General features: G+C 63.6%; 21 protein-coding genes and 1 pseudogene. 9 read left to right on the top strand and 13 right to left on the bottom strand.

Features of this window, described 5'->3' with window-relative positions; genetic code table 11:
- Window positions 1-5 precede the first annotated feature (5 nt).
- From I6F20_RS17090 to I6F20_RS17065, 6 genes are all read right to left on the bottom strand, one after another.
- Window positions 6-245, bottom strand: a complete 240-nt coding sequence (locus I6F20_RS17090) for a hypothetical protein (RefSeq protein ID WP_225127074.1) — start codon at window positions 243-245, stop codon at window positions 6-8.
- Between the two features lie 194 nt (window positions 246-439).
- Window positions 440-712: a hypothetical protein gene (locus I6F20_RS17085; RefSeq protein WP_225127073.1), complete on the bottom strand. Its 273-nt coding sequence runs from the start codon at window positions 710-712 to the stop codon at window positions 440-442.
- A 17-nt stretch (window positions 713-729) separates the two neighbouring features.
- Window positions 730-1,014: a hypothetical protein gene (locus tag I6F20_RS17080; protein ID WP_225127072.1), complete on the bottom strand. Its 285-nt coding sequence runs from the start codon at window positions 1,012-1,014 to the stop codon at window positions 730-732.
- Entirely contained in the window at window positions 1,011-1,307 is a 297-nt protein-coding gene (locus I6F20_RS17075) for a hypothetical protein (protein WP_225127071.1), read from the bottom strand. Before I6F20_RS17075 ends, I6F20_RS17080 begins: the two co-directional genes overlap by 4 nt.
- Complete coding sequence (locus I6F20_RS17070; protein ID WP_225127070.1) at window positions 1,304-2,080, bottom strand: hypothetical protein; 777 nt, start codon at window positions 2,078-2,080, stop codon at window positions 1,304-1,306. Before I6F20_RS17070 ends, I6F20_RS17075 begins: the two co-directional genes overlap by 4 nt.
- 5 nt (window positions 2,081-2,085) lie before the next feature.
- Window positions 2,086-2,916, bottom strand: coding sequence for a helix-turn-helix domain-containing protein (locus tag I6F20_RS17065; protein ID WP_225127069.1), 831 nt, complete (start codon window positions 2,914-2,916; stop codon window positions 2,086-2,088).
- A 527-nt stretch (window positions 2,917-3,443) separates the two neighbouring features.
- Here I6F20_RS17065 and I6F20_RS17060 point away from each other — a divergent pair.
- From I6F20_RS17060 to I6F20_RS17035, 6 genes are all read left to right on the top strand, one after another.
- Window positions 3,444-3,740, top strand: coding sequence for a hypothetical protein (locus I6F20_RS17060; RefSeq protein ID WP_225127068.1), 297 nt, complete (start codon window positions 3,444-3,446; stop codon window positions 3,738-3,740).
- A gap of 5 nt (window positions 3,741-3,745) precedes the next feature.
- Window positions 3,746-4,033 (top strand): hypothetical protein, encoded by a 288-nt coding sequence (locus I6F20_RS17055; protein ID WP_225127067.1) that lies wholly within the window; start codon window positions 3,746-3,748, stop codon window positions 4,031-4,033.
- Between the two features lie 4 nt (window positions 4,034-4,037).
- Complete coding sequence (locus tag I6F20_RS17050; protein ID WP_225127066.1) at window positions 4,038-5,141, top strand: site-specific integrase; 1,104 nt, start codon at window positions 4,038-4,040, stop codon at window positions 5,139-5,141.
- 24 nt (window positions 5,142-5,165) lie between these two features.
- Window positions 5,166-5,726, top strand: coding sequence for a hypothetical protein (locus I6F20_RS17045; protein WP_225127065.1), 561 nt, complete (start codon window positions 5,166-5,168; stop codon window positions 5,724-5,726).
- A gap of 212 nt (window positions 5,727-5,938) precedes the next feature.
- Window positions 5,939-6,712, top strand: a complete 774-nt coding sequence (locus I6F20_RS17040) for an ABC transporter ATP-binding protein (RefSeq protein ID WP_225127064.1) — start codon at window positions 5,939-5,941, stop codon at window positions 6,710-6,712.
- Window positions 6,705-7,526 (top strand): ABC transporter permease, encoded by an 822-nt coding sequence (locus tag I6F20_RS17035; protein ID WP_057027465.1) that lies wholly within the window; start codon window positions 6,705-6,707, stop codon window positions 7,524-7,526. The genes I6F20_RS17040 and I6F20_RS17035 overlap by 8 nt, the downstream gene beginning before the upstream one ends.
- A 120-nt stretch (window positions 7,527-7,646) precedes the next feature.
- Here I6F20_RS17035 and gtdA read toward each other — a convergent pair whose 3' ends face one another.
- Window positions 7,647-8,687: a gentisate 1,2-dioxygenase gene (gene gtdA, locus I6F20_RS17030; protein WP_225127063.1), complete on the bottom strand. Its 1,041-nt coding sequence runs from the start codon at window positions 8,685-8,687 to the stop codon at window positions 7,647-7,649.
- A gap of 213 nt (window positions 8,688-8,900) precedes the next feature.
- Here gtdA and maiA point away from each other — a divergent pair, with 213 nt between their 5' ends.
- The gene (maiA, locus tag I6F20_RS17025; protein WP_109145513.1) at window positions 8,901-9,533 is read left to right on the top strand and encodes a maleylacetoacetate isomerase; all 633 of its coding nucleotides are present in this window, start codon (window positions 8,901-8,903) and stop codon (window positions 9,531-9,533) included.
- Window positions 9,523-10,035: a MarR family winged helix-turn-helix transcriptional regulator gene (locus I6F20_RS17020; protein WP_225113689.1), complete on the top strand. Its 513-nt coding sequence runs from the start codon at window positions 9,523-9,525 to the stop codon at window positions 10,033-10,035. The genes maiA and I6F20_RS17020 overlap by 11 nt, the downstream gene beginning before the upstream one ends.
- A gap of 153 nt (window positions 10,036-10,188) precedes the next feature.
- Here the strand turns inward: I6F20_RS17020 and I6F20_RS17015 are convergent, their stop codons facing one another.
- The 5 genes from I6F20_RS17015 to I6F20_RS16995 form a co-directional block, all read right to left on the bottom strand.
- Window positions 10,189-11,802 carry a benzoate-CoA ligase family protein gene (locus tag I6F20_RS17015; RefSeq protein ID WP_225127062.1) on the bottom strand — a complete coding sequence of 538 codons (1,614 nt, stop codon included), beginning with the start codon at window positions 11,800-11,802 and terminating at the stop codon, window positions 10,189-10,191.
- Window positions 11,799-12,962, bottom strand: a complete 1,164-nt coding sequence (locus tag I6F20_RS17010) for an FAD-dependent monooxygenase (protein WP_192893001.1) — start codon at window positions 12,960-12,962, stop codon at window positions 11,799-11,801. The genes I6F20_RS17015 and I6F20_RS17010 overlap by 4 nt, the downstream gene beginning before the upstream one ends.
- Window positions 12,963-13,149: 187 nt before the next feature.
- Window positions 13,150-13,365, bottom strand: a complete 216-nt coding sequence (locus tag I6F20_RS17005; protein WP_225127061.1) for a hypothetical protein — start codon at window positions 13,363-13,365, stop codon at window positions 13,150-13,152.
- Between the two features lie 133 nt (window positions 13,366-13,498).
- A complete protein-coding gene (locus I6F20_RS17000) occupies window positions 13,499-14,332 on the bottom strand; it encodes a cysteine rich repeat-containing protein (protein ID WP_225127060.1) in 834 nt (277 codons plus the stop codon).
- A gap of 147 nt (window positions 14,333-14,479) precedes the next feature.
- Window positions 14,480-15,487 (bottom strand): NADP-dependent oxidoreductase, encoded by a 1,008-nt coding sequence (locus tag I6F20_RS16995; RefSeq protein WP_225127059.1) that lies wholly within the window; start codon window positions 15,485-15,487, stop codon window positions 14,480-14,482.
- Between the two features lie 168 nt (window positions 15,488-15,655).
- On the opposite strand from I6F20_RS16995, the pseudogene I6F20_RS16990 reads away from it, so the two are divergent.
- A pseudogene (locus I6F20_RS16990) lies at window positions 15,656-15,778 on the top strand (amino acid ABC transporter substrate-binding protein); the annotation flags it as partial.
- A gap of 177 nt (window positions 15,779-15,955) precedes the next feature.
- Here I6F20_RS16990 and I6F20_RS16985 read toward each other — a convergent pair.
- Window positions 15,956-16,756, bottom strand: a complete 801-nt coding sequence (locus I6F20_RS16985) for an ATP-grasp domain-containing protein (protein WP_225127058.1) — start codon at window positions 16,754-16,756, stop codon at window positions 15,956-15,958.
- Window positions 16,757-17,045 lie beyond the last annotated feature (289 nt).

The raw sequence follows: 17,045 nt of genomic DNA, 5'->3' as shown, positions 1-17,045 counted from the left end.
GGAAATTATTTTCGGTCGGCCTCGACCGCGTCCTGCACCATCCGGAAGATCGCATCGCCAATGGCGCGGGGATCGTCGCGGCTTCCTTCCAGCCATTCGTACCTCGCGAGGTAGTTCACCATCTCGCTGGTGTAATCGACCGGAGCGACCCTGCGCCCGTTGATCTCGCGCACATACCGACGCCGATCACGCGCGCGCTTGCGTTCGCGTTTGCGGTCGGCATCGGTTGGTGGGCGACGGAGCATCAGGCGTCGCGGAGCCAGTCGTCGCGCGTGTTATGCAGCTCTTCGAGCGCTTGTTCGCCCTTGGTGCGGAGAAGCTCTTCGTACCTGCTCCAGTTTGTGCATTCACAGCGGCCAACTACCCCGTGGTTGCTAATGAAGCCGAATCCCAAGCAGAAGGGACAATCTAGGTCTGGATTGAAAGGCGCCAGCATCATTTATAGGACTCCCTTGTGTGAGTTGCCGACGTCCGGTCGGCGCGGGTTCAGCGCAGGCACCGCCGCGAACAGCTCGTCAATCGTCAGCGCCCGGTTCTTCATCGGTTCGGACACAGGGTGCGGGATTTGGCGAGCGATCCCATGCAGGACGTATTCGGGGCCGACGATGCGCCGCGCGATCTGCGGCGCCGGTTGCCCGTGAGCATCGACGATGATGTTGATCATGACGCGGCTCTCGGTGCGCTTGCGGCCCCAGACGTGATAGGTCGCCATTGATCGTCTCCCTCGGTTTAAGCCCGCCCCATCGGTCGCGTGCGCCGCACGAACTCGGCGAGCTTCGGATTCCGGCGGGCGCGCTCGATCTGGTCGGCGAGATCATCCTGCAAGCGGGTGACGATGGCCTCGTCGGCACTCTCCGGGGCCATCGCTGTCGTCATGCCGAGCGCGCGCATCAGGGCCCGCGTGGTTTCCGCGACCCGCACCGCCGCGACGTCGTCGCCAATCATCGAGGCCTGCCTAATCGCGGCGCCGATGGCGCTGTAGACTCGCTGCTCGAATGCGGGGTCATAGGTCATGACGTCCTCCCGGTTCGCGGCTTCCGCGCGCGGCTCACGGGCTTGAGCTGGACGCGCGTGATGGTCTGCTCGCGCAGATACGGGCGCAAGAAGATCATGCCCAGCTCCAGCTTCATTAGATCAAGATCGACGCGCTCGACGACGGTCTGCGTCAGCGTCGCCTCGTGCTCGTCGCCGATCATGTCGTCCGGATTTGCCAGCACCTCGGCACGTACGACAGCTTCCTGTTCCTTGAGCGCCTTGAGCTGGCTCCGGAGGTCGGCGAGCAGATCTATGCGGTGACGATTGTTCATGGCGCCCGCTCAGCTAGTTCAGCTTGCGCCAATTCGCTCTCGCATTCGTGGACATGAAGCTGCGCCTGCTCGATCCTCTCCTCGCACTCCCGCAACGTGCTGCATGCATCGCAGTACGCGTCATTTTCATCGGCGAGGTCGCGTCGTGCCTGCTCTAATTTTAGCCGCGCCTGCTCGACATCGCGTGTCTTGGCGGCGGCTCGCTGCTGCGCGGCCTGCAATTGTGCGGCCTCTTCCAATCTCTCGATCCGCGCAATCGCGCGGCGCGACCGTTCAGCAAGCTGCGAGATCGCCCAGAACCGACGCGACCATCGTTCTTGATGTTGAGTGATTGCAGCTACCACCTCGCTGACCGTGGGCAAGAATCGTTGAGTAGCCACGATGTCGTAGCAGGCCGCGTCGAGAGCGGGCAGGCAGAAACTATCCATGCTGCAAACGTGCTCCAGCATCACACGGACATACACATCCGGGTCGGACGGAGCGCCATTCGGAAATGCACCGATCAACATCGCAAGACGAGCCTTGATCACGTTACGTCGCAGCTCGCTGTAATCGCGGTCGTCATCTTCATAGTTGGATTCCGCGTCGAGCAACTCCAGCGCCTCTTTGCAGCTCGCGAGGAGCTGCTTGTCGTATTCGCTCAGCTCTGCCTGTGCCTTATCGGAAGCCGTTTCGAGTTCGTCATAGCGGCGCAGAACCACATCAGCATCATCAGCAAGGCCGCGAAGCTGCCGATAAACACCATTCGAACGGATCGGGACGATGTTGTTCACGTCGCCTACTCCTGATCCATCATCCGCCGGGCTACGGCGACCTTGCCGCTGCCGCCGCGCTCCGTCCTTTTGGGCGGCTCCTTTTTCCATGCGCCGTTACGCAGCCACTTTTCCAGCGGCTGGAGCATTCCCGGATCATGCCGGTAGGCACTCACCCATCTAAGCGCGGAGGCGATGATCTCAGCGGAGACACCTGAAGGATAGATCCCGACGAAGACCTTCCATGCGGCGGCCTGATCTATGCCATGCGGGCGAACGGACCAGATCGTCAACAAGGCGTCGAAAACTTCTGGCGCGCCGCCGTGAGGCGCAGGCGCGCCGGGGATGACCGCGAGCGAGCGCGAGCGCTCTCTCTCCCCTGTGGCTGACACGTTAGTGTCAGCCACTAATGTTCTCTTCGCAGTTCTCGTAGTTCTGTCTGCCACCTGTTGGCAGTGGTCGGCATCGATTTTGGCAGTGGTCGGCGCTGATTTTGGCAGAGGTTCGGGATCGACCTCTGCCATAGAGTTGGCAGGGGTGACCTCTGCCATTGAGTTGGCAGGGGTGCGCAGGAGGAATTGGTTGGCACGGCCGGTCGCGCGCTCGACCACGAGCCAGCCGAGCTGCTCCAACAACTCGACAAGGCGGTAGATCGAACGCTCGGAAATTCCGGTCTCGCGCGCCAGCGTCTTGTGGGACGCATCACATCGTCCGGTTTTCATGTTGAGGTGCAGCGCGATGCGGGTCGCGAGCCGAGCGGCGGCGTGTGGCAGGACCTTGGGGCTGACCGCGAGCATCGCGCACAGCCAGTCGTGAAGCTCTAAGATGGTGCTTGGCTGGCTGTTGGCGTCCGGCATTTGCGCGGTTCTCGGCTTTGCGCTAAACCGTCACCGCCTGCCAAGGCACAGATGACGATCAGCGACAGAGAGTGATGCGCCGCCCCGGTTGCCCCCTTCCGGGGCGGTCGCGTGTCAAGCGTCCGCGTTCTCCCCCCGCAGAATCTTTCCTTTCATCCGGTCCCACTTGCTGCGTGGCACCAGCAGAAATCTGCCGTGCCTCTCCGTTGGGATCTCTCCCCGCTGGGCGGCTCGATACGACCCTGCGCGGCTATGGCCGATCTGCTTCCCGGCCACTGGCACGTTGTAGAACAGCTTTTTCCGCAGTTTTCGGCTCAAGCGCATGGGCCGCCTCGCACGAGACAATTTGAGACTGACGATACGATACGACGAATATGCCGTATCGACAAGGCGGTCTTGCTGTGCTATGTTCGTGCCATTCCATCTCAGTTGATCCCAGAGGAGCTGGCCGAATGGCCCCGCCACGAAAGAAGCGCAGAGCGCCCGGAGAAGGACATCCGGTGGCTTTGCGGTTGCCAGCCGATGTCATGAAACGCATCGATGTAAAGACCAAAGAGACTGGTTGGCCCATCAATCGCGTGGTGATCAATGAGCTGGCCGCGTTTCCTAATTTGGAGGAGCAGGCCAAACTGGGCTCACTGATCCGGGACATGGAAGTAATTCTGGCCCGGTACGGCTCTCGCATCACTCTGGCAGATCTCGGCGAGCCGCTTCTGCGCGCAGTAGATGAATTACTGGCCGCGAAGACCGATGGCGAACTGCAAGCGCGTCTCGACAAGCTGCGAGTTCTTCGGGCCGCGATGGTGAAGACCGCGAAGGAATGATCGTCATGGCGCGCAGCGGCACAGCAAAGAGCGGAGGGATCGTTGGATCATTCCCTCAACTGTGCCCGCGCGGCCTCTCGCGCGATCAGGCATCGGCCTATGTCGGTGTCGGCGTGACCAAGTTCAACGAGATGGTCGAGGATGGCCGCATGCCGCAGCCGAAGCACGTTGACAGCCGCGTCATCTGGGATCGGTACCAGCTCGACCAGTCGTTCGAAGCGCTCGACGCCGACGATACCGACGACACCGCCAAGGCCAAGCAGGCTTGGGAAGACAGGCTTAAGGACCAGTAGGACGATGCGTTACCTGAAGCAGTGGAAGCAGGACGGCAACTGGCGGATTCGATTCCGCAGGCCCGGCTACAAGCCGGCCGAGTTGCCGGTACCGCCCGGCTATCGCGGCGACAAGGCGACGCTCGCCAACAGCAAGGATTTCCTGACCGCGTATCTGGCCGCGATGGCGGAGCCGGTGGCTGTCGTGGCGCCGGGCGAGGCCCGCGCCACCTATGGCACCGTGGGTTGGCTGTGCGGCGAGTATCTCGGCTCGCTCGACTACACCGGCCGCCCCCAATCGATGAAGGACCGGCACAAGCGCTACATTGAAGAGTTTCGCGAAAAGTACGGCGATCTGATCGTCAAGGTGATCGAACAGGAGACCATCGAGAAGATCTTCGCCAAGATGATTGACCAGCCGTCGCGCGCCAACCAGTGGCTCGACGCGATGCGCGACCTGTTCAAGTACGCTATCAAGCGGAAGCTGCTGGTCGTCAACCCGGCGCTCGACATCAAGAAGCGCAAGCCAAAGCTGCACGTTGGTGAGAATGGCGAGTCGGAGGAAGGTCACCTGACATGGCCCGTGACGTTGCTGGAGCAGGCCCGGCAGAAATTCCCGGTCGGCACCAAGATGCGGCTGGCCATCGAGATGATCAACGCGCTGGCGTTCCGGCGCTCCGACGTCATCCGCGTCGGACCGCCGAACACCTATGAAGGCAGACTTGAGGACGGCCGCTCGGCAACCTTCCTCAAATACACCCAGCACAAGAATCGCGAGCGCAAGCCGATCACAGTTGATACGCCCATCCCGGCGGAGCTACTCGACGTGATCAAGAAGACGAAGGCCACCGGCCTCAAGACGTGGCTAGTCGGCGCCCGGAGCGGGTCCTTCGCGACGCAGGGCTTCACCGATTCGTTTGCCGACGAATGGGCCAAGGCTGGCTTGCCACCCGGATACACGCCTCACGGCCTTCGCAAGCGCTGCCTGACCGACCTCGCCAACGATGGCAAGACCATTCACCAGATACAGGCGATCTCGGGTCACCTCACCTCGAAGGAGGTCGAGCGCTACACCAAGATGGCCGACCGGGCGCGCAATGCTCGCGCCGCGATGGCGGGCCGGGTCTAGGACGTAACTGCTGGGGGCCGAGTGATGATAGACGACGAAGAATATCGGAGGCGGACAGAAGAAGCAGAGCGAGCAATCGGCAAATTCATTCTGCAATTCGCGGGCGTCGAACTTGCCCTGCAATATGTTCTTTGTGAGGTGACAGAACTAAGCCTTCATTGGGCGAAGCCCGTGGTCACGCACGACTTTGCGCTGCTCTGTACAGCAATAGAAACGGTGTTTGGGGAGATTTTGGAAGACGATCCGGATGATCGCGCACGGTTGAAAAAGTTCATCAAGCGCGCCCGCGCGTTCAATGATGTGCGCGTTAAAACCGTGCATGGGTTTTGGTACGGCTTCGGCTTCGGCGGCATTGTCGCGCATACTTCTCGCCAAACTCTTCGGCCCAAAGATATGGAAGGCATGGTGAAGATACTGGCCGATCAAACTCAGGCAGGCAGGGAGTTGTTTGCGGAGGCCCTTGAACTCACGGAAAAATGCCAAAAGAGGCTGGGCATAGAATGGGGAGCGGTAAGTCAGGCGTTTTCGGATAGAGCTGAGAGGTTGGGGCTATTTAAGAGCGTAAGGCAGAACAAGAATTTTTGAGCCATGCTAGAACAAAACGGGAGCCAAAAGTGTCACATTCGCATCGATGTGACACTCCAGTTTCGGCAAACCCTCGATTTTCCCGGAGAAAACCCCTAAGTCGGTAACAGTCTTCACATCGGGGCGATGCGAAGCATCGAACCCGGAATCTCGAGGTTCCGGGTCTGGTCGGTCGGGCCATCCCGGAATGACGCAGGGATAGACGAGATCGCATGGACCTGATCGCCAGCCACATCTCCCATCGCTTCGGCGATCTCGCTGTGCTCGACGACGTCTCGTTCACCGTCGGGGCCGGCGAGGTGGTGGCGATCGTCGGGCCCTCCGGCTGCGGCAAGAGCACTCTGCTGTCGATCCTCGGCGGGTTGCTGCAGCCGACCTCCGGCGCGCCCGAGCTGCGCGGCGCGCCGCCGGCGGACAGTCTCAATCCGCTGACCTTCGTGTTCCAGGACTTCGCGCTGCTGCCCTGGGCGACGGTGGAGGAAAACGTCGAATTCCCGCTGCTGCACACCCAGCTCTCGGCCGCGCAGCGCCGCGCGCTGGTCGAGGATGCGCTGCGCCGCACCGGCCTCACCGATTTTCGCCAGACCTATCCAAAGCAGCTCTCCGGCGGCATGCGCCAGCGCGTCGGCATCTCGCGCGCGCTTGCGGTGAGGCCCGCGATCCTCTTGATGGACGAACCGCTCTCGGCGCTGGATTCGCAGACCCGCGAGCTCTTGATGGAGGATTTCATCCGCCTGCTCGCAGATGGCGGCATGGGCGCGGTCTATGTGACCCACAATCTCGAAGAGGCCGTGCGGCTCGCCGACCGCATCGTGGTGCTGTCGCGCCGTCCTGGCCGCATCCGCGAGGTCGTCACCGTGCCGATGGCGCGGGCGACGCGCGGCGAAGCGGCGGCGCGCGAAAAGCTCCTGGTGCTGCAGAACCAGATCTGGTCGCTGATCCGCAACGAGGCGATCGATGCCGAGCGCGAGTTCCAGCATGCTTGATCGCGCGGCAACGGACACGGCCAAGAACGAAGCGACGCGGCCCGTCCGCTTCCGCGGCGCCGGTTTCGTGCCTGCCTCGAGCCGGTACGGCGGCTGGATCGCGCTCGGCCTGCTTATCGCGATCTGGCAGGCCGCCGGCAGCGCCGGCCTCGTCAATGCGCTGTTTCTGCCGACTCCTTCCGCAATTGTTCGCGCGATCTATCAGCTCGCCGTTTCCGGCGCACTCTGGCAGCATGTTTCGGCCTCGCTGCTGCGGATCGGCGTCGGCTGGCTGTTGGGAACGGCGGCTGGCATCGCCGTCGGCTTCGCCATCGGCCTGTCGCGCCTTGCGCGCAGCGTCGGCATCACCTTCATCTCGGCGCTGTTTCCGATTCCGAAGATCGCGCTGCTGCCGCTGCTCATTCTCTGGCTCGGCATCGGCGAAGAGCCGAAGATCGCGACCATTGCGTTAGGGGTGTTCTTCTCGACCGCGATCTCGGTCTATAGCGGCGTCGATGCCGTGCCGCGCAACCTGATCCGCATGGCGCAGAGCTTCAACGTTCCGTTCGCCACCATCGTGCGCAAGGTGATCTGGCCGGGCGCGCTGCCGGCGATCCTTGCCGGCTTCCGCATCACCGCCTCCGTCGCGCTGCTGCTGGTCGTCAGCGCCGAGATGATCGGCGCCCAATACGGCATCGGCGCCTTCGTGCTTCAGGCCGGCAACCTGATGCAGACCGATCAGCTGCTCGCCGGCGTCGTGATCCTGTCGGTGTTCGGCCTCGTCGTGGGGAAGGTGATCGGCTGGCTGGAGATGCGGCTGTTGCACTGGCGCTAGATGCGATCACCGGCGCCGTAGGGTGGGCAAAGCGAAGCGTGCCCACCATTCCTTCATGAGTCGCGAAGACGTGGGCACGGCGCAAGGGCGCCTTTGCCCACCCTACGAGACCGGCGACCGTCACGCGTTCCCGCGATCTTCCCTGAACAGATCCAGCTTCTGCTGCACCGGCCGATCCGAGAAGCTGAACAGCACGGCATCCTCATCCGCCTCGTGCGTCACCCAATGCCAGCTCGGCACCACGAACAGATCGCGCGGCCCCCATTCGAACATTGTATCGCCGACGCGGCTCCGACCCTTACCCTCAATCGGGCAGAACACCGTCGCATCGGTCGAACGATAGCGCGCGGTGTTGAAACCCTTCGGCAGCAGCTGAATGAAGGTGCCGATGGTCGGCATCGCGAAATCGCCGGTCTCGGGGTTGCTGAACTTCAGCTTGAGGCCGTGGCAGGCGTCCCATTCCTGGCTCGTCCTGGCCTTCTCCAGCGCCTCGCGGGTGTAGGCATAGGGATAGCTGAAGATCGGCGAAGTCTTCGAGCTCCGCTTCACATCAACGGGCAAGAGGTTGTGGCCGTAGCGGGCAAAGCTGTCGCCCGCGGGCTTGGTGATCTTCTGCTGGTCTTCCTTCGCGCCTTCGGCAAAGGAGCAGTCGAAGAATTGCACCAGTGGAATGTCGAGGCCGTCGAGCCAGAACATCGGCTGATCGGTCTCGTTGGAATGATCGTGCCAGGTCATCGACGGCGTGATGATGAAGTCCCCGGGCTCCATCGCAGTGCGCTCGCCGTCCACCGCGGTGTGGGCGCCCCTGCCTTCGAGCACGAAGCGCAGCGCCGACTGGCTATGCCGGTGCGCAGGCGCGACGTCGCCGGGCACCACCATCTGCACGCCGGCATAGAGCGAGGTCGTGATCTTGGATTGACCGCGCAGCCCCGGGTTCTCCAGCACCAGCACGCGCCGCTCGGCTTCCTTGGCGGTGATCAGCTTGCCGGCCTCCGTCATGTAGTCTCGGATGACGTCGAACTTCCAGAGGTGCGGCCGGCACGCGCTTTTCGGCTCCGGCGTGATCAGGTCGCTCATCACCGTCCACAGGGCGGTGAGATTCTCGCCGTCGATCTTCCGGTAGAACGCCTCGCGTTCCGGCGTCTTGGTCACGGCTTCCATGGTTGCTGCTCCCGATCGTTTGTTGATTGACAGTATACTGAGGATCTAGGTAGCGTCAACGTGACGGATGACATACAAGGTTGTCATTCCGGGGCGAAGGGCCGCGCAACGCGTGGCCCGGCGAGCCCGGAATCCATAACCACGATCGGGAGTATGGATTCCGGGCTCAACACTGGCGCGTCGCTCCGGAATGACAAAAGCAGGGAGGTCTCAATGAAGCTGCACGGCTATTTCCGCTCCAGCGCCGCCTATCGCGTGCGGATCGCGCTGAACCTCAAGGGGCTCGGCGCCGAGCATCTGCCGCATCATTTGCGGAAGGGCGAGCAATGCGCCCCCAGCTATCTCGCCATCAACCCGCAGGGCCTGGTGCCGGCGCTGGAGGACGATGCGGGCGGAGTGCTGACGCAATCGGTCGCCATCATCGAATGGCTCGACGAGACCCATCCCAATCCGCCGCTGTTGCCGAAGGATCCGCTGCGCCGCGCCAAGGTGCGGGCGTTTGCGCTGGCGATCGCCTGCGACACCCATCCGGTGCAGAACCTGAAAGTGCTGGCGCGGCTGCGTGAGCTCGGCCTGCCCGAGGAGAAGGTCCAGGATTGGGCCGCCTGGGTCAACCGCGAGGGCCTGTCGGCCTGCGAGACGCTGATCAAGGACGAGAAGGGCCCATTCTGCTTCGGCAATGCGCCGACGCTGGCCGATCTCTGCCTCGTGCCGCAGCTCGGCAATGCGCGCCGCTTCGGCGTCGACGTCTCCGCCTATCCGCGCCTGCTCCAGGCCGAGGCCGCCGCCAAGGCACTGCCGGCATTTGCCGATGCCGCGCCGGAGAAGCAGCCCGATGCCGAGTAAGCCGCCCCCTCCGATCACGATCGACGCGGTCTATGCCGCGCCGGGCTATCTGTTCCGGCGCATGCAGCAGATCGCCGTCTCGATCTTCATGGAGGAGTGCAAGGCGTTCGACCTCACGCCGGTGCAATATGCCGCGCTGGTCGCGATCCACACCCATCCCGGCATCGACGCGACGCGGCTGTCGGCGGTGATCGCTTTCGACCGCTCCACGCTCGGCAGCGTGATCGAACGTCTCCAGGCCAAGGCCTATATCGAGCGCAAGCCGGCACCGGAAGACAAGCGGATCAAGCTCCTGTACTTGACGAAGTCCGGCGCCGCGATCCTGCGCGAGATCATCCCCGCCGTCGAGCGCGCCCAGGCCCGGATGCTGGAGCCGCTCAAGCCCGCCGACCGCAAGGCGCTGATGGGCCTGCTGGCGCAGCTGGTCGATCTCAACAACGAAGCCTCCCGCGTGCCGCTGCGCGCGGAGGACGCGCTGGAGCATCTTGGGAAGGCTGGGTGAGGGGCTCCAGTTGTAGAGCGACACTGTCGCCCTCAATCTCGACTGTCATTCCCCGCGCAGGCGGGGAATCCAGTACCCCGCGGCGTCTCGATTCAACCGCTACCGTCTCGGAGTACTGGATCGCCCGGTCAAGCCGGGCGATGACAGCGCGCCTCACATCCGCAGCAACGCCTGCCGATCGATCTTCCCCGTGCCGGTCTTCGGCAGCTCGTCGATGAAGATCACCTCGCGCGGATATTTGTACGGCAGCAGCCTGCCCTTGACATAGTCCTGCAGCCTGCGCGTCGCCTCACTCTGGTCGACCGCACGGTTGTTCATCACCACCACCGCCTTCAGCGTCATGCGACGGTCCGGCAGCTCGGCGGCGAACACCGCGCATTCGCGGATGTCGGGGTGATCGGCGAGGCACAGCTCGACCTCGAGCGGGTAGACCCACTGGCCGGAGATCTTGATGAGATCGTCGGCGCGGCCACGGAAGAAGTGGAAGCCGTCGGCATCCCGCACGAAGCGATCACCGGTGTAGATCCAGCCGCCCTCGCGGATGGTCTCGGCGGATTTGTCCGGCCGGTTCCAGTACAGCGGCGTGTTGGAATCGCCGCGCACCCACAGGATCCCTTCCTCTTTGTCGCCGACCTCGCGCCCGTCCTTGTCGCGCAGCGCGACCTCGTAGCCGGGAACGCGCAGGCCCGCAGCACCGAGCTTCTTCTGCTCGGGCCGGTTGGAGAGATAAATGTGCAGCACCTCGGTCGAGCCGAGGCCTTCGACGATTTCGAGCCCCGTGAGCGTCTTCCAGCCGTTGAAGACCTCGGCCGAAAGCACCTCGGCGGCGGAGAGTGCCATGCGCAGCGACGAGAAGTCCGTCTTGTCCGCGCCCTCGGCCTTGGTTAGCGCGGTGTACAGTGTCGGAAGGCCGAAGAAGATTGTCGGCTTGTACTGCTCGATCGCCGCGAAGATCGCTGCCGGCTTCGGCTGGCCCGGCAGCAGCAGCGTCGCAGCGCCGGCCGAGAATGGGAAGGTGACGGAATTGCCAAAACCATAGGCGAAGAAGATTTTTGGCACCGAGAAGCAGATGTCGTCAGGCGTCAGCTTCAGCACGTTCCGCGCAAAGGCAGCATCGGTGTAGGCCATGTCGTGCTGCAGGTGAACGATGCCTTTGGGCCGTCCGGTCGAGCCGGAGGAGTACATCCAGAACGCCATTTCGTCGCGCTGCGTCGGCGCTTCCGCCAGCTCAGCAGAAAATTGCGCGAGCCAGCTCGCCGCCGCGAGCGCCCGCGGCGCTGCGTGCTCGCCGGGCGCGCCGTTGGCGACGATCAGCGTATGCAGCTTGGTCTCCCTGCAAGCCTCGGCATTGAAGCGCGCTGCGAATTCCGCATCCGCCACCGCGACGGTCGCGCCGGAATCGGCGAGGTAGAATTGCAACAAGTCCGGCGGCGTCAACGTGTTGATCAGCAACGGCACGAAGCCGGCGCGCACGGCGCCGAAGAAGGCGGCGGGGTAGGCCGGCGTGTCGTCGAGAAACAACAGCACGCGATCGCCGCGCGCAAGGCCAAGCGAGGCGAAACCGTTGCCCCAGCGGCAGGCCTCCGCGCAGAGCTCGGAATAAGTGCGCGTGCCTGCCGGCCCCAGGAGAGCGAGCTTGTCGCCGCGGCCCTTGCCGAGATTGTCGAACAGCACGCGGCCGGCATTGTAGATGTCGGGAACGGCAAAGCCGACCTCGCGCGCGCCATCGCTGTCCGCCGGCACCTGGTCACGGATGCCATGGCTCATGCCGCATCTCCGCCCTTGTCTTCGGCGCCGTCTCCGGCGTTCCTGGCCGCCTCGTAGCGGGCCATGAAGGCCGGCGACATCGCACGCAGCCGGGAATCGTCGATGCGGCCGGAGCGGGTGATGTAGCTGTAGGCGAAGTCCATCAGGGGAAGCTTCATGTGCTCGGCGAAATGTTCGTACCAGAACGCACTGGTGCGCGCCGCGTTGACGAGCTTCTGCACGATGGGCTTGCGCGCGGCCTGATAGCGATGCAGCGCGGTCGCAAGATGCGCATCCGACTCCAGCGCCTTGACGAGGGCGATGGCGTCCTCGATCGCGAGCCGTGTGCCCGAGCCGATCGAGAAATGCGCCGAATGCAGGGCGTCGCCGAGCAGCACCATGTTCTTGAACGACCAGTGCTCGTTCCAGATCCAGGGAAAATTGCGCCAGACCGATTTGTTGGAGACGAGGCAATGGCCGCCGAGCGTGTCGGCGAACACCTCCTCGCAGACGCCCTTGGACTGCTCGACGTCCTTGTAGGCGAACCCATAGGCCTGCCAGGTGGCGTAATCGCATTCGACCAGGAAGGTGCTCATGGTCGGCGAATAGCGGTAGTGATGGGCGTTGAAGGCGCCGCGTTCGGTCTTCACGAAAGTCTGCGACAGCGTGTCGAAGCGTTTCGAGGTGCCGTACCAGACGAACTTGTTGGATGAGTAGGACAGCGAGGTGCCGAAATCGCCCTCATAGGCGCGGCGCACCAGCGAGTTCAGCCCGTCGGCGGCAACGATCAGATCGTGGCCGTTGAGCTGGTCGATCGCCTGGATCTGCGTGTCGAAGCGTGGCGTGACGCCGATAGCGAATGCGCGCTGCTGCAGGAATCTGAGCAGCTCCAGCCGGCCGATCGAGGAGAAGCCGACGCCGTCGATGGCGACGCTGTCGCCATGCAGGTGCAGCGTGATGTTCTCCCAGCTCTCCATGTGCGGGGCGATCGCATCGACCGTCTCGGGGTCGTCGGCGCGCAGGAATTCCAGCGCCTGGTCGGAGAACACGACGCCAAAGCCCCAGGTCGCGTCGGCCGGGTTCTGTTCGAACAGGTCGACCTGATCCTCGGGGTGACGCTTCTTCCAGAGATAGGCGAAGTAGAGCCCACCGGGCCCCCCGCCAATCACGGCGATCCGCAACGTCTGCCTCCCTAATTGACAGTATACTTACTATCTAGGGGTAGACTAATGTGCTCCGGTGTCCTGCGCCAGCGGAATTATTGCCAGCGCGCGGCACGCCAAAGCACGTGTCCGGACACGCTCGTGCGCGTCCGAAACTGTCAGGTGCGAATCATAGCCAAACCGGGGCGGATTGGCCACCGGGGGGTCAGACGCAGCGCTTCACATAGACCCCGTTCACCAGAACCCGGGTGCAGCGGACCGCCGGCACCGGCTTGCGGACGACCACGGCCGCGTTCGGGCCGGCGCAGTCGGCGCGAACGACGCCGCGTGCGCACACCACCGCATTGGCGTCGGTGGCATCGAAGGTCATGGTGGCGGCGAAGGCCAGAAGCGCAGAAGCAACGAGCAGCAATGAACGCATGTTGTCCTCCCGGGGCTTGTCGTGGTCGTAGCGGCCTTTCAAACAAGGATCGGTTAGTTTACGCCTCAGCACGCGCAAACCTTCGCGTCACGCACCGCAATTCATGCCGCGGACGAATTAAGCCCGCTCGGTCTCATCGCGCCGCGAAAGGCGCGAGCACCTCCTTGCAGGCCGGCGAGAGCGATGCCGCCCGGTTGGAAATGCATTGGATCATCCGGCCGCCGCCGGGCGCCACGCCGGCGCAGAGGGTGCGGATGTCGGCGCCGCAAGCCGACCGCACGATGAACAGCTCTTCGCGCGGCAGCAATGGCCGCAGCACGATGGCGGCCGGAGCCGCGGCAGGCGCCGCCTCTGCGGCCGGTGCAGCAGCGGAAGCAGGCGCGGCCGCTCCGCCACCGAAAGCCGCATTCACCGCCTTGGCGCAACCGGCCGACACCTTCGCCTTGTTCTTCTCCAGGCATTCGAGCGCGGGCGCGCCGCCGGGCGGCACGCTGGCGCAGACCTTGGGATAATCGCCGCGGCAGGCGCTCTTGATCGCGGAAACCTGCGCGGGGCTCGGCTGCTTTGCTGCTGCTGCCTTCGGCGCCGCCGCCGCTCCCGGCTTGGAAGCTGGCGCGGCAGCCGGCGCCGCTTCCGTTTTTGCCGGTTCAGACTTGGCCGGTTCAGATTTGGCCGGTTCAGATTTGGCGGGCGCTGCTTCGGTCTTCGGCGCGGCGGCCGGTTCGACCGCGCGAACCGCAGCCTGGCAGCCCGACGACAGGCTCGACATGTTCTTGGCGAGGCATTGATACGCCTCCACTCCGCCAGGCGTCACGCTCGAGCAATGCGCCATGAAGTCCGAGCGGCATGCGGACCGGATCGCGCTTTTCTGGGCCTCGGTCTGCGCGAACGCTCCTGTTGCAGTTGCGAAGAGTGCCGTCGCCAGCAACGCTGTGCGCGTCGATGCATGCTTCAACGTTTTGAACATTTGAATGAATTCCTGCCCGATCGGGAACGCCGACCATCCTGAAAAAATATGCAAGCGCAATCGTCGCGAGGGTCAGCTCGCGAGCGGCATCTTTGGCCGCTTCGGCCTCTACCGCAAGTCAATTGTGCCGGCGCAATTGGGGCGCGACTACGTCGTCAGTCTCACCATGCGCTTGCCGCGGTTCTCGCCTGCGAGCAATCCGATCAGCGCTTTCGGCGTGGTCTCAAGTCCATCGAGAATGTCCTCCTGCACCTTGAGCTTGCCGGATTTCACCCAGGCCTGGAGATCGGCGAGCGCGCGCTCGCGGTCCTTCATGTAGTCCATCACGATGAAGCCCTGCATGGTCAGCCGCTTCACCACGATCAGGCCGGGCACGCCGCGCGGGCCATGTGCGGCAGGCGCGCCGTCATATTGCGAGATCGCGCCACAACAGGCGATGCGGCCGTAATTGTTCATCTGCGGCAGGCAGGCTTCGAGGATGTCGCCGCCGGCATTGTCGAAATAGACGTCGATGCCATCAGGCGCCGCTGCGCGCAGCGCCTTGAACACCGCGCCATCCTTGTAGTCCACGGCGGCATCGAAGCCGAGCTCGGAGGTCAGCCAGTTGCACTTGTCGGCGCCGCCGGCGATGCCGACGACGCGGCATCCCCTGATCTTGGCGATCTGTCCGACGATCGAGCCGACCGAGCCTGCGGCTGCGGAGACCACGACCGTCTCGCCCTCCCTGGGCTTGCCGATCTCAAGCAGGCCGAAATAAGCGGTGAGGCCGGCGATGCCGAACACGCTGAGCAGGTGCGTCATCGGCTCGAGCTTCGGCATCTTGGTCAGATGCTTCGCCGGCACGGCGGCAAATTCCTGCCAGCCGGTGTCGCCGAATACGATATCGCCGGGCGCAAGCCCCGCTGCCTTCGAGTTGACGACCTCGGCGATGGCGCCGCCGGCCATGACACTGTTGGCTTCGACGGCGGAACGATAGGTCGCGCCGTGCATCCAGGCGCGGTTGGCCGCGTCGAGCGAGATGTAGCGTACGCGCAGCAAGGCCTCGCCATCCTTCGGCTCCGGCATCGCGCCCTCGACCATCTTGAAATGTTCGGGACCGAGCTTGCCGCTGGGCTTCTCCACCAGCAGGATCTGGCGATTGATGTTGCCGCTCATGGCGTTTCCCTTTTCATTTGCTTGACGATCATTGATGCAGCCGCCGCAAGGAAAGCGTGCAAGCCGCATGCGTCGTGCGCTGCATGAAGGCTAGATCGCCGCTTTCCATTTCACAACGGGAACATCCCGACAACGCGGCCGCACGCAAGGCGTGTTGCGTCGAGCGCGCCTTCCACAAACAAATGGTTCACCGCGCGACTGCCCACAGGCGAGCGCCTGAACGTGCCGATCTCGCTGCAGTTGGAGGAGGCGTTCAAGGCGATGGACGATTCCCCGGGCGCGAAGAATTAGCGCTTACTTCCCTTCTCCCCTTGTGGGAGAAGGTGGCGCGAAGCGCCGGATGAGGGGTTGCATCCGCGAGTCCTGTTGCGAGAGGCTCGCGCGCGGAAAGAGACCCCTCACCCGTCTCACCGCTACGCGGTGAGCCACCCTCTCCCACAAGGGGAGAGGGTGCAGTGTGCTTCGCAGCTAATTGTTATCAAACACCCGGTCGAGCGCCGCGCCATACGCCGCCTGCACCAGCTCCGGATGCAGCTTGCCCAGCGCCTCCATCATCACGCCGGAATTGATCTCGAGCACCTTCCATTCGCCGTTCACGCGAACCACGTCGATCGAAGCAAAGACGATGCTGATGGCGCACGCGGCATCGATCGCGAGCTTTGCGCAGGCCGCGCGGACTTCGCCGTCCTCCAGCAACACCGGCTTTGCGCCGGCATCGAGATTGTGCCGCCAATCTGAGCCGCGCTGCTTGCTGTAGACGACGAGCGGCATGTCATCGAGCAGGACCACGCGGACCTCCTCCTCGATCGCGACAAAGGGCGAGATCACGAGCCCCGTACTCATCGAAAAGACCTCGCTGGCCGCCCGGTCGAGCTCCGCCTCCGTCGTCACCTTGAACACCGATCGCCCTGATGTCCCCTCGTTCGGCTTCACCACCACGCCCTGCGGGTTTTGGGCAAGCTGCGCCAGCATTCCCTCGCGCCAATCGGCGCCGGCGACATGCACGCCCAGCTTCGGGTTGAGGAACAGCCGGTGCGGAACGCAGGGCACCTCCGCCAGCGTCAGCGCCTCGGCGGTGGCCGATTTGTCATTGGCGAGGCGATGGGCGATGGCGTTGTTGAGGCCGATGTCGTAGCCGAAGGCGAAACGGCGCCGCGGCCCACGGCGCATTGCGATCAGCCAGCCGTCGGAGCGGACATCGACCGCGATGCCCCTCTCCGCGCAATACCGCCTGATCGCCTGAACGAAGATCCGCTCGCCGCTTGCCATGGTGTTTCGTCATTCCTGTCGCCAAAAGCCGCAAAAATGCGGGCATCGGCGCCAAACCGGCTGAAAATCAGAGCTATCTTAATGAAATTCTTGCGAGCGCGCCGGAAATTAAGTGCTGCAATGAAGGCCGGGAGGGAAAAGAAATTATCCTCCGCGCGCGCCAGGCAGCAGATTCCTTAATGATGTGACCAGTTCTGCCGCAAATGCCGGTTTGACCGGCATCAATTGCATCCGAAACGAGGTTGATTATTGGTCTCAATGGCGTAGATCACACACGCGAAATCCTCCG

Source organism: Bradyrhizobium sp. IC3123, assembly GCF_020193625.1.
GTDB classification, from domain to species: Bacteria; Pseudomonadota; Alphaproteobacteria; order Rhizobiales; family Xanthobacteraceae; genus Bradyrhizobium; species Bradyrhizobium yuanmingense.
The sequence above is the reverse complement of the archived record's forward strand: the minus strand, read 5'-3'. Positions and strand labels throughout refer to the sequence as shown.

Excerpts from the sequence above, each read along its gene's own strand:
- I6F20_RS17040 (WP_225127064.1), top strand. The coding sequence starts at position 5,939 with ATGGACCTGATCGCCAGCCACATCTCCCATCGCTTCGGCGATCTCGCT.
- gtdA (WP_225127063.1), bottom strand. The coding sequence starts at position 8,687 with ATGGAAGCCGTGACCAAGACGCCGGAACGCGAGGCGTTCTACCGGAAG.
- I6F20_RS17085 (WP_225127073.1), bottom strand. The coding sequence starts at position 712 with ATGGCGACCTATCACGTCTGGGGCCGCAAGCGCACCGAGAGCCGCGTC.
- I6F20_RS17045 (WP_225127065.1), top strand. The coding sequence starts at position 5,166 with ATGATAGACGACGAAGAATATCGGAGGCGGACAGAAGAAGCAGAGCGA.
- I6F20_RS17020 (WP_225113689.1), top strand. The coding sequence starts at position 9,523 with ATGCCGAGTAAGCCGCCCCCTCCGATCACGATCGACGCGGTCTATGCC.
- I6F20_RS17060 (WP_225127068.1), top strand. The coding sequence starts at position 3,444 with ATGAAACGCATCGATGTAAAGACCAAAGAGACTGGTTGGCCCATCAAT.
- I6F20_RS17075 (WP_225127071.1), bottom strand. The coding sequence starts at position 1,307 with ATGAACAATCGTCACCGCATAGATCTGCTCGCCGACCTCCGGAGCCAG.
- I6F20_RS17050 (WP_225127066.1), top strand. The coding sequence starts at position 4,038 with ATGCGTTACCTGAAGCAGTGGAAGCAGGACGGCAACTGGCGGATTCGA.
- I6F20_RS16995 (WP_225127059.1), bottom strand. The coding sequence starts at position 15,487 with ATGAGCGGCAACATCAATCGCCAGATCCTGCTGGTGGAGAAGCCCAGC.
- maiA (WP_109145513.1), top strand. The coding sequence starts at position 8,901 with ATGAAGCTGCACGGCTATTTCCGCTCCAGCGCCGCCTATCGCGTGCGG.
- I6F20_RS17090 (WP_225127074.1), bottom strand. The coding sequence starts at position 245 with ATGCTCCGTCGCCCACCAACCGATGCCGACCGCAAACGCGAACGCAAG.
- I6F20_RS17055 (WP_225127067.1), top strand. The coding sequence starts at position 3,746 with ATGGCGCGCAGCGGCACAGCAAAGAGCGGAGGGATCGTTGGATCATTC.
- I6F20_RS17005 (WP_225127061.1), bottom strand. The coding sequence starts at position 13,365 with ATGCGTTCATTGCTGCTCGTTGCTTCTGCGCTTCTGGCCTTCGCCGCC.
- I6F20_RS17065 (WP_225127069.1), bottom strand. The coding sequence starts at position 2,916 with ATGCCGGACGCCAACAGCCAGCCAAGCACCATCTTAGAGCTTCACGAC.
- I6F20_RS17080 (WP_225127072.1), bottom strand. The coding sequence starts at position 1,014 with ATGACCTATGACCCCGCATTCGAGCAGCGAGTCTACAGCGCCATCGGC.
- I6F20_RS17035 (WP_057027465.1), top strand. The coding sequence starts at position 6,705 with ATGCTTGATCGCGCGGCAACGGACACGGCCAAGAACGAAGCGACGCGG.
- I6F20_RS17015 (WP_225127062.1), bottom strand. The coding sequence starts at position 11,802 with ATGAGCCATGGCATCCGTGACCAGGTGCCGGCGGACAGCGATGGCGCG.
- I6F20_RS16985 (WP_225127058.1), bottom strand. The coding sequence starts at position 16,756 with ATGGCAAGCGGCGAGCGGATCTTCGTTCAGGCGATCAGGCGGTATTGC.
- I6F20_RS17000 (WP_225127060.1), bottom strand. The coding sequence starts at position 14,332 with ATGTTCAAAACGTTGAAGCATGCATCGACGCGCACAGCGTTGCTGGCG.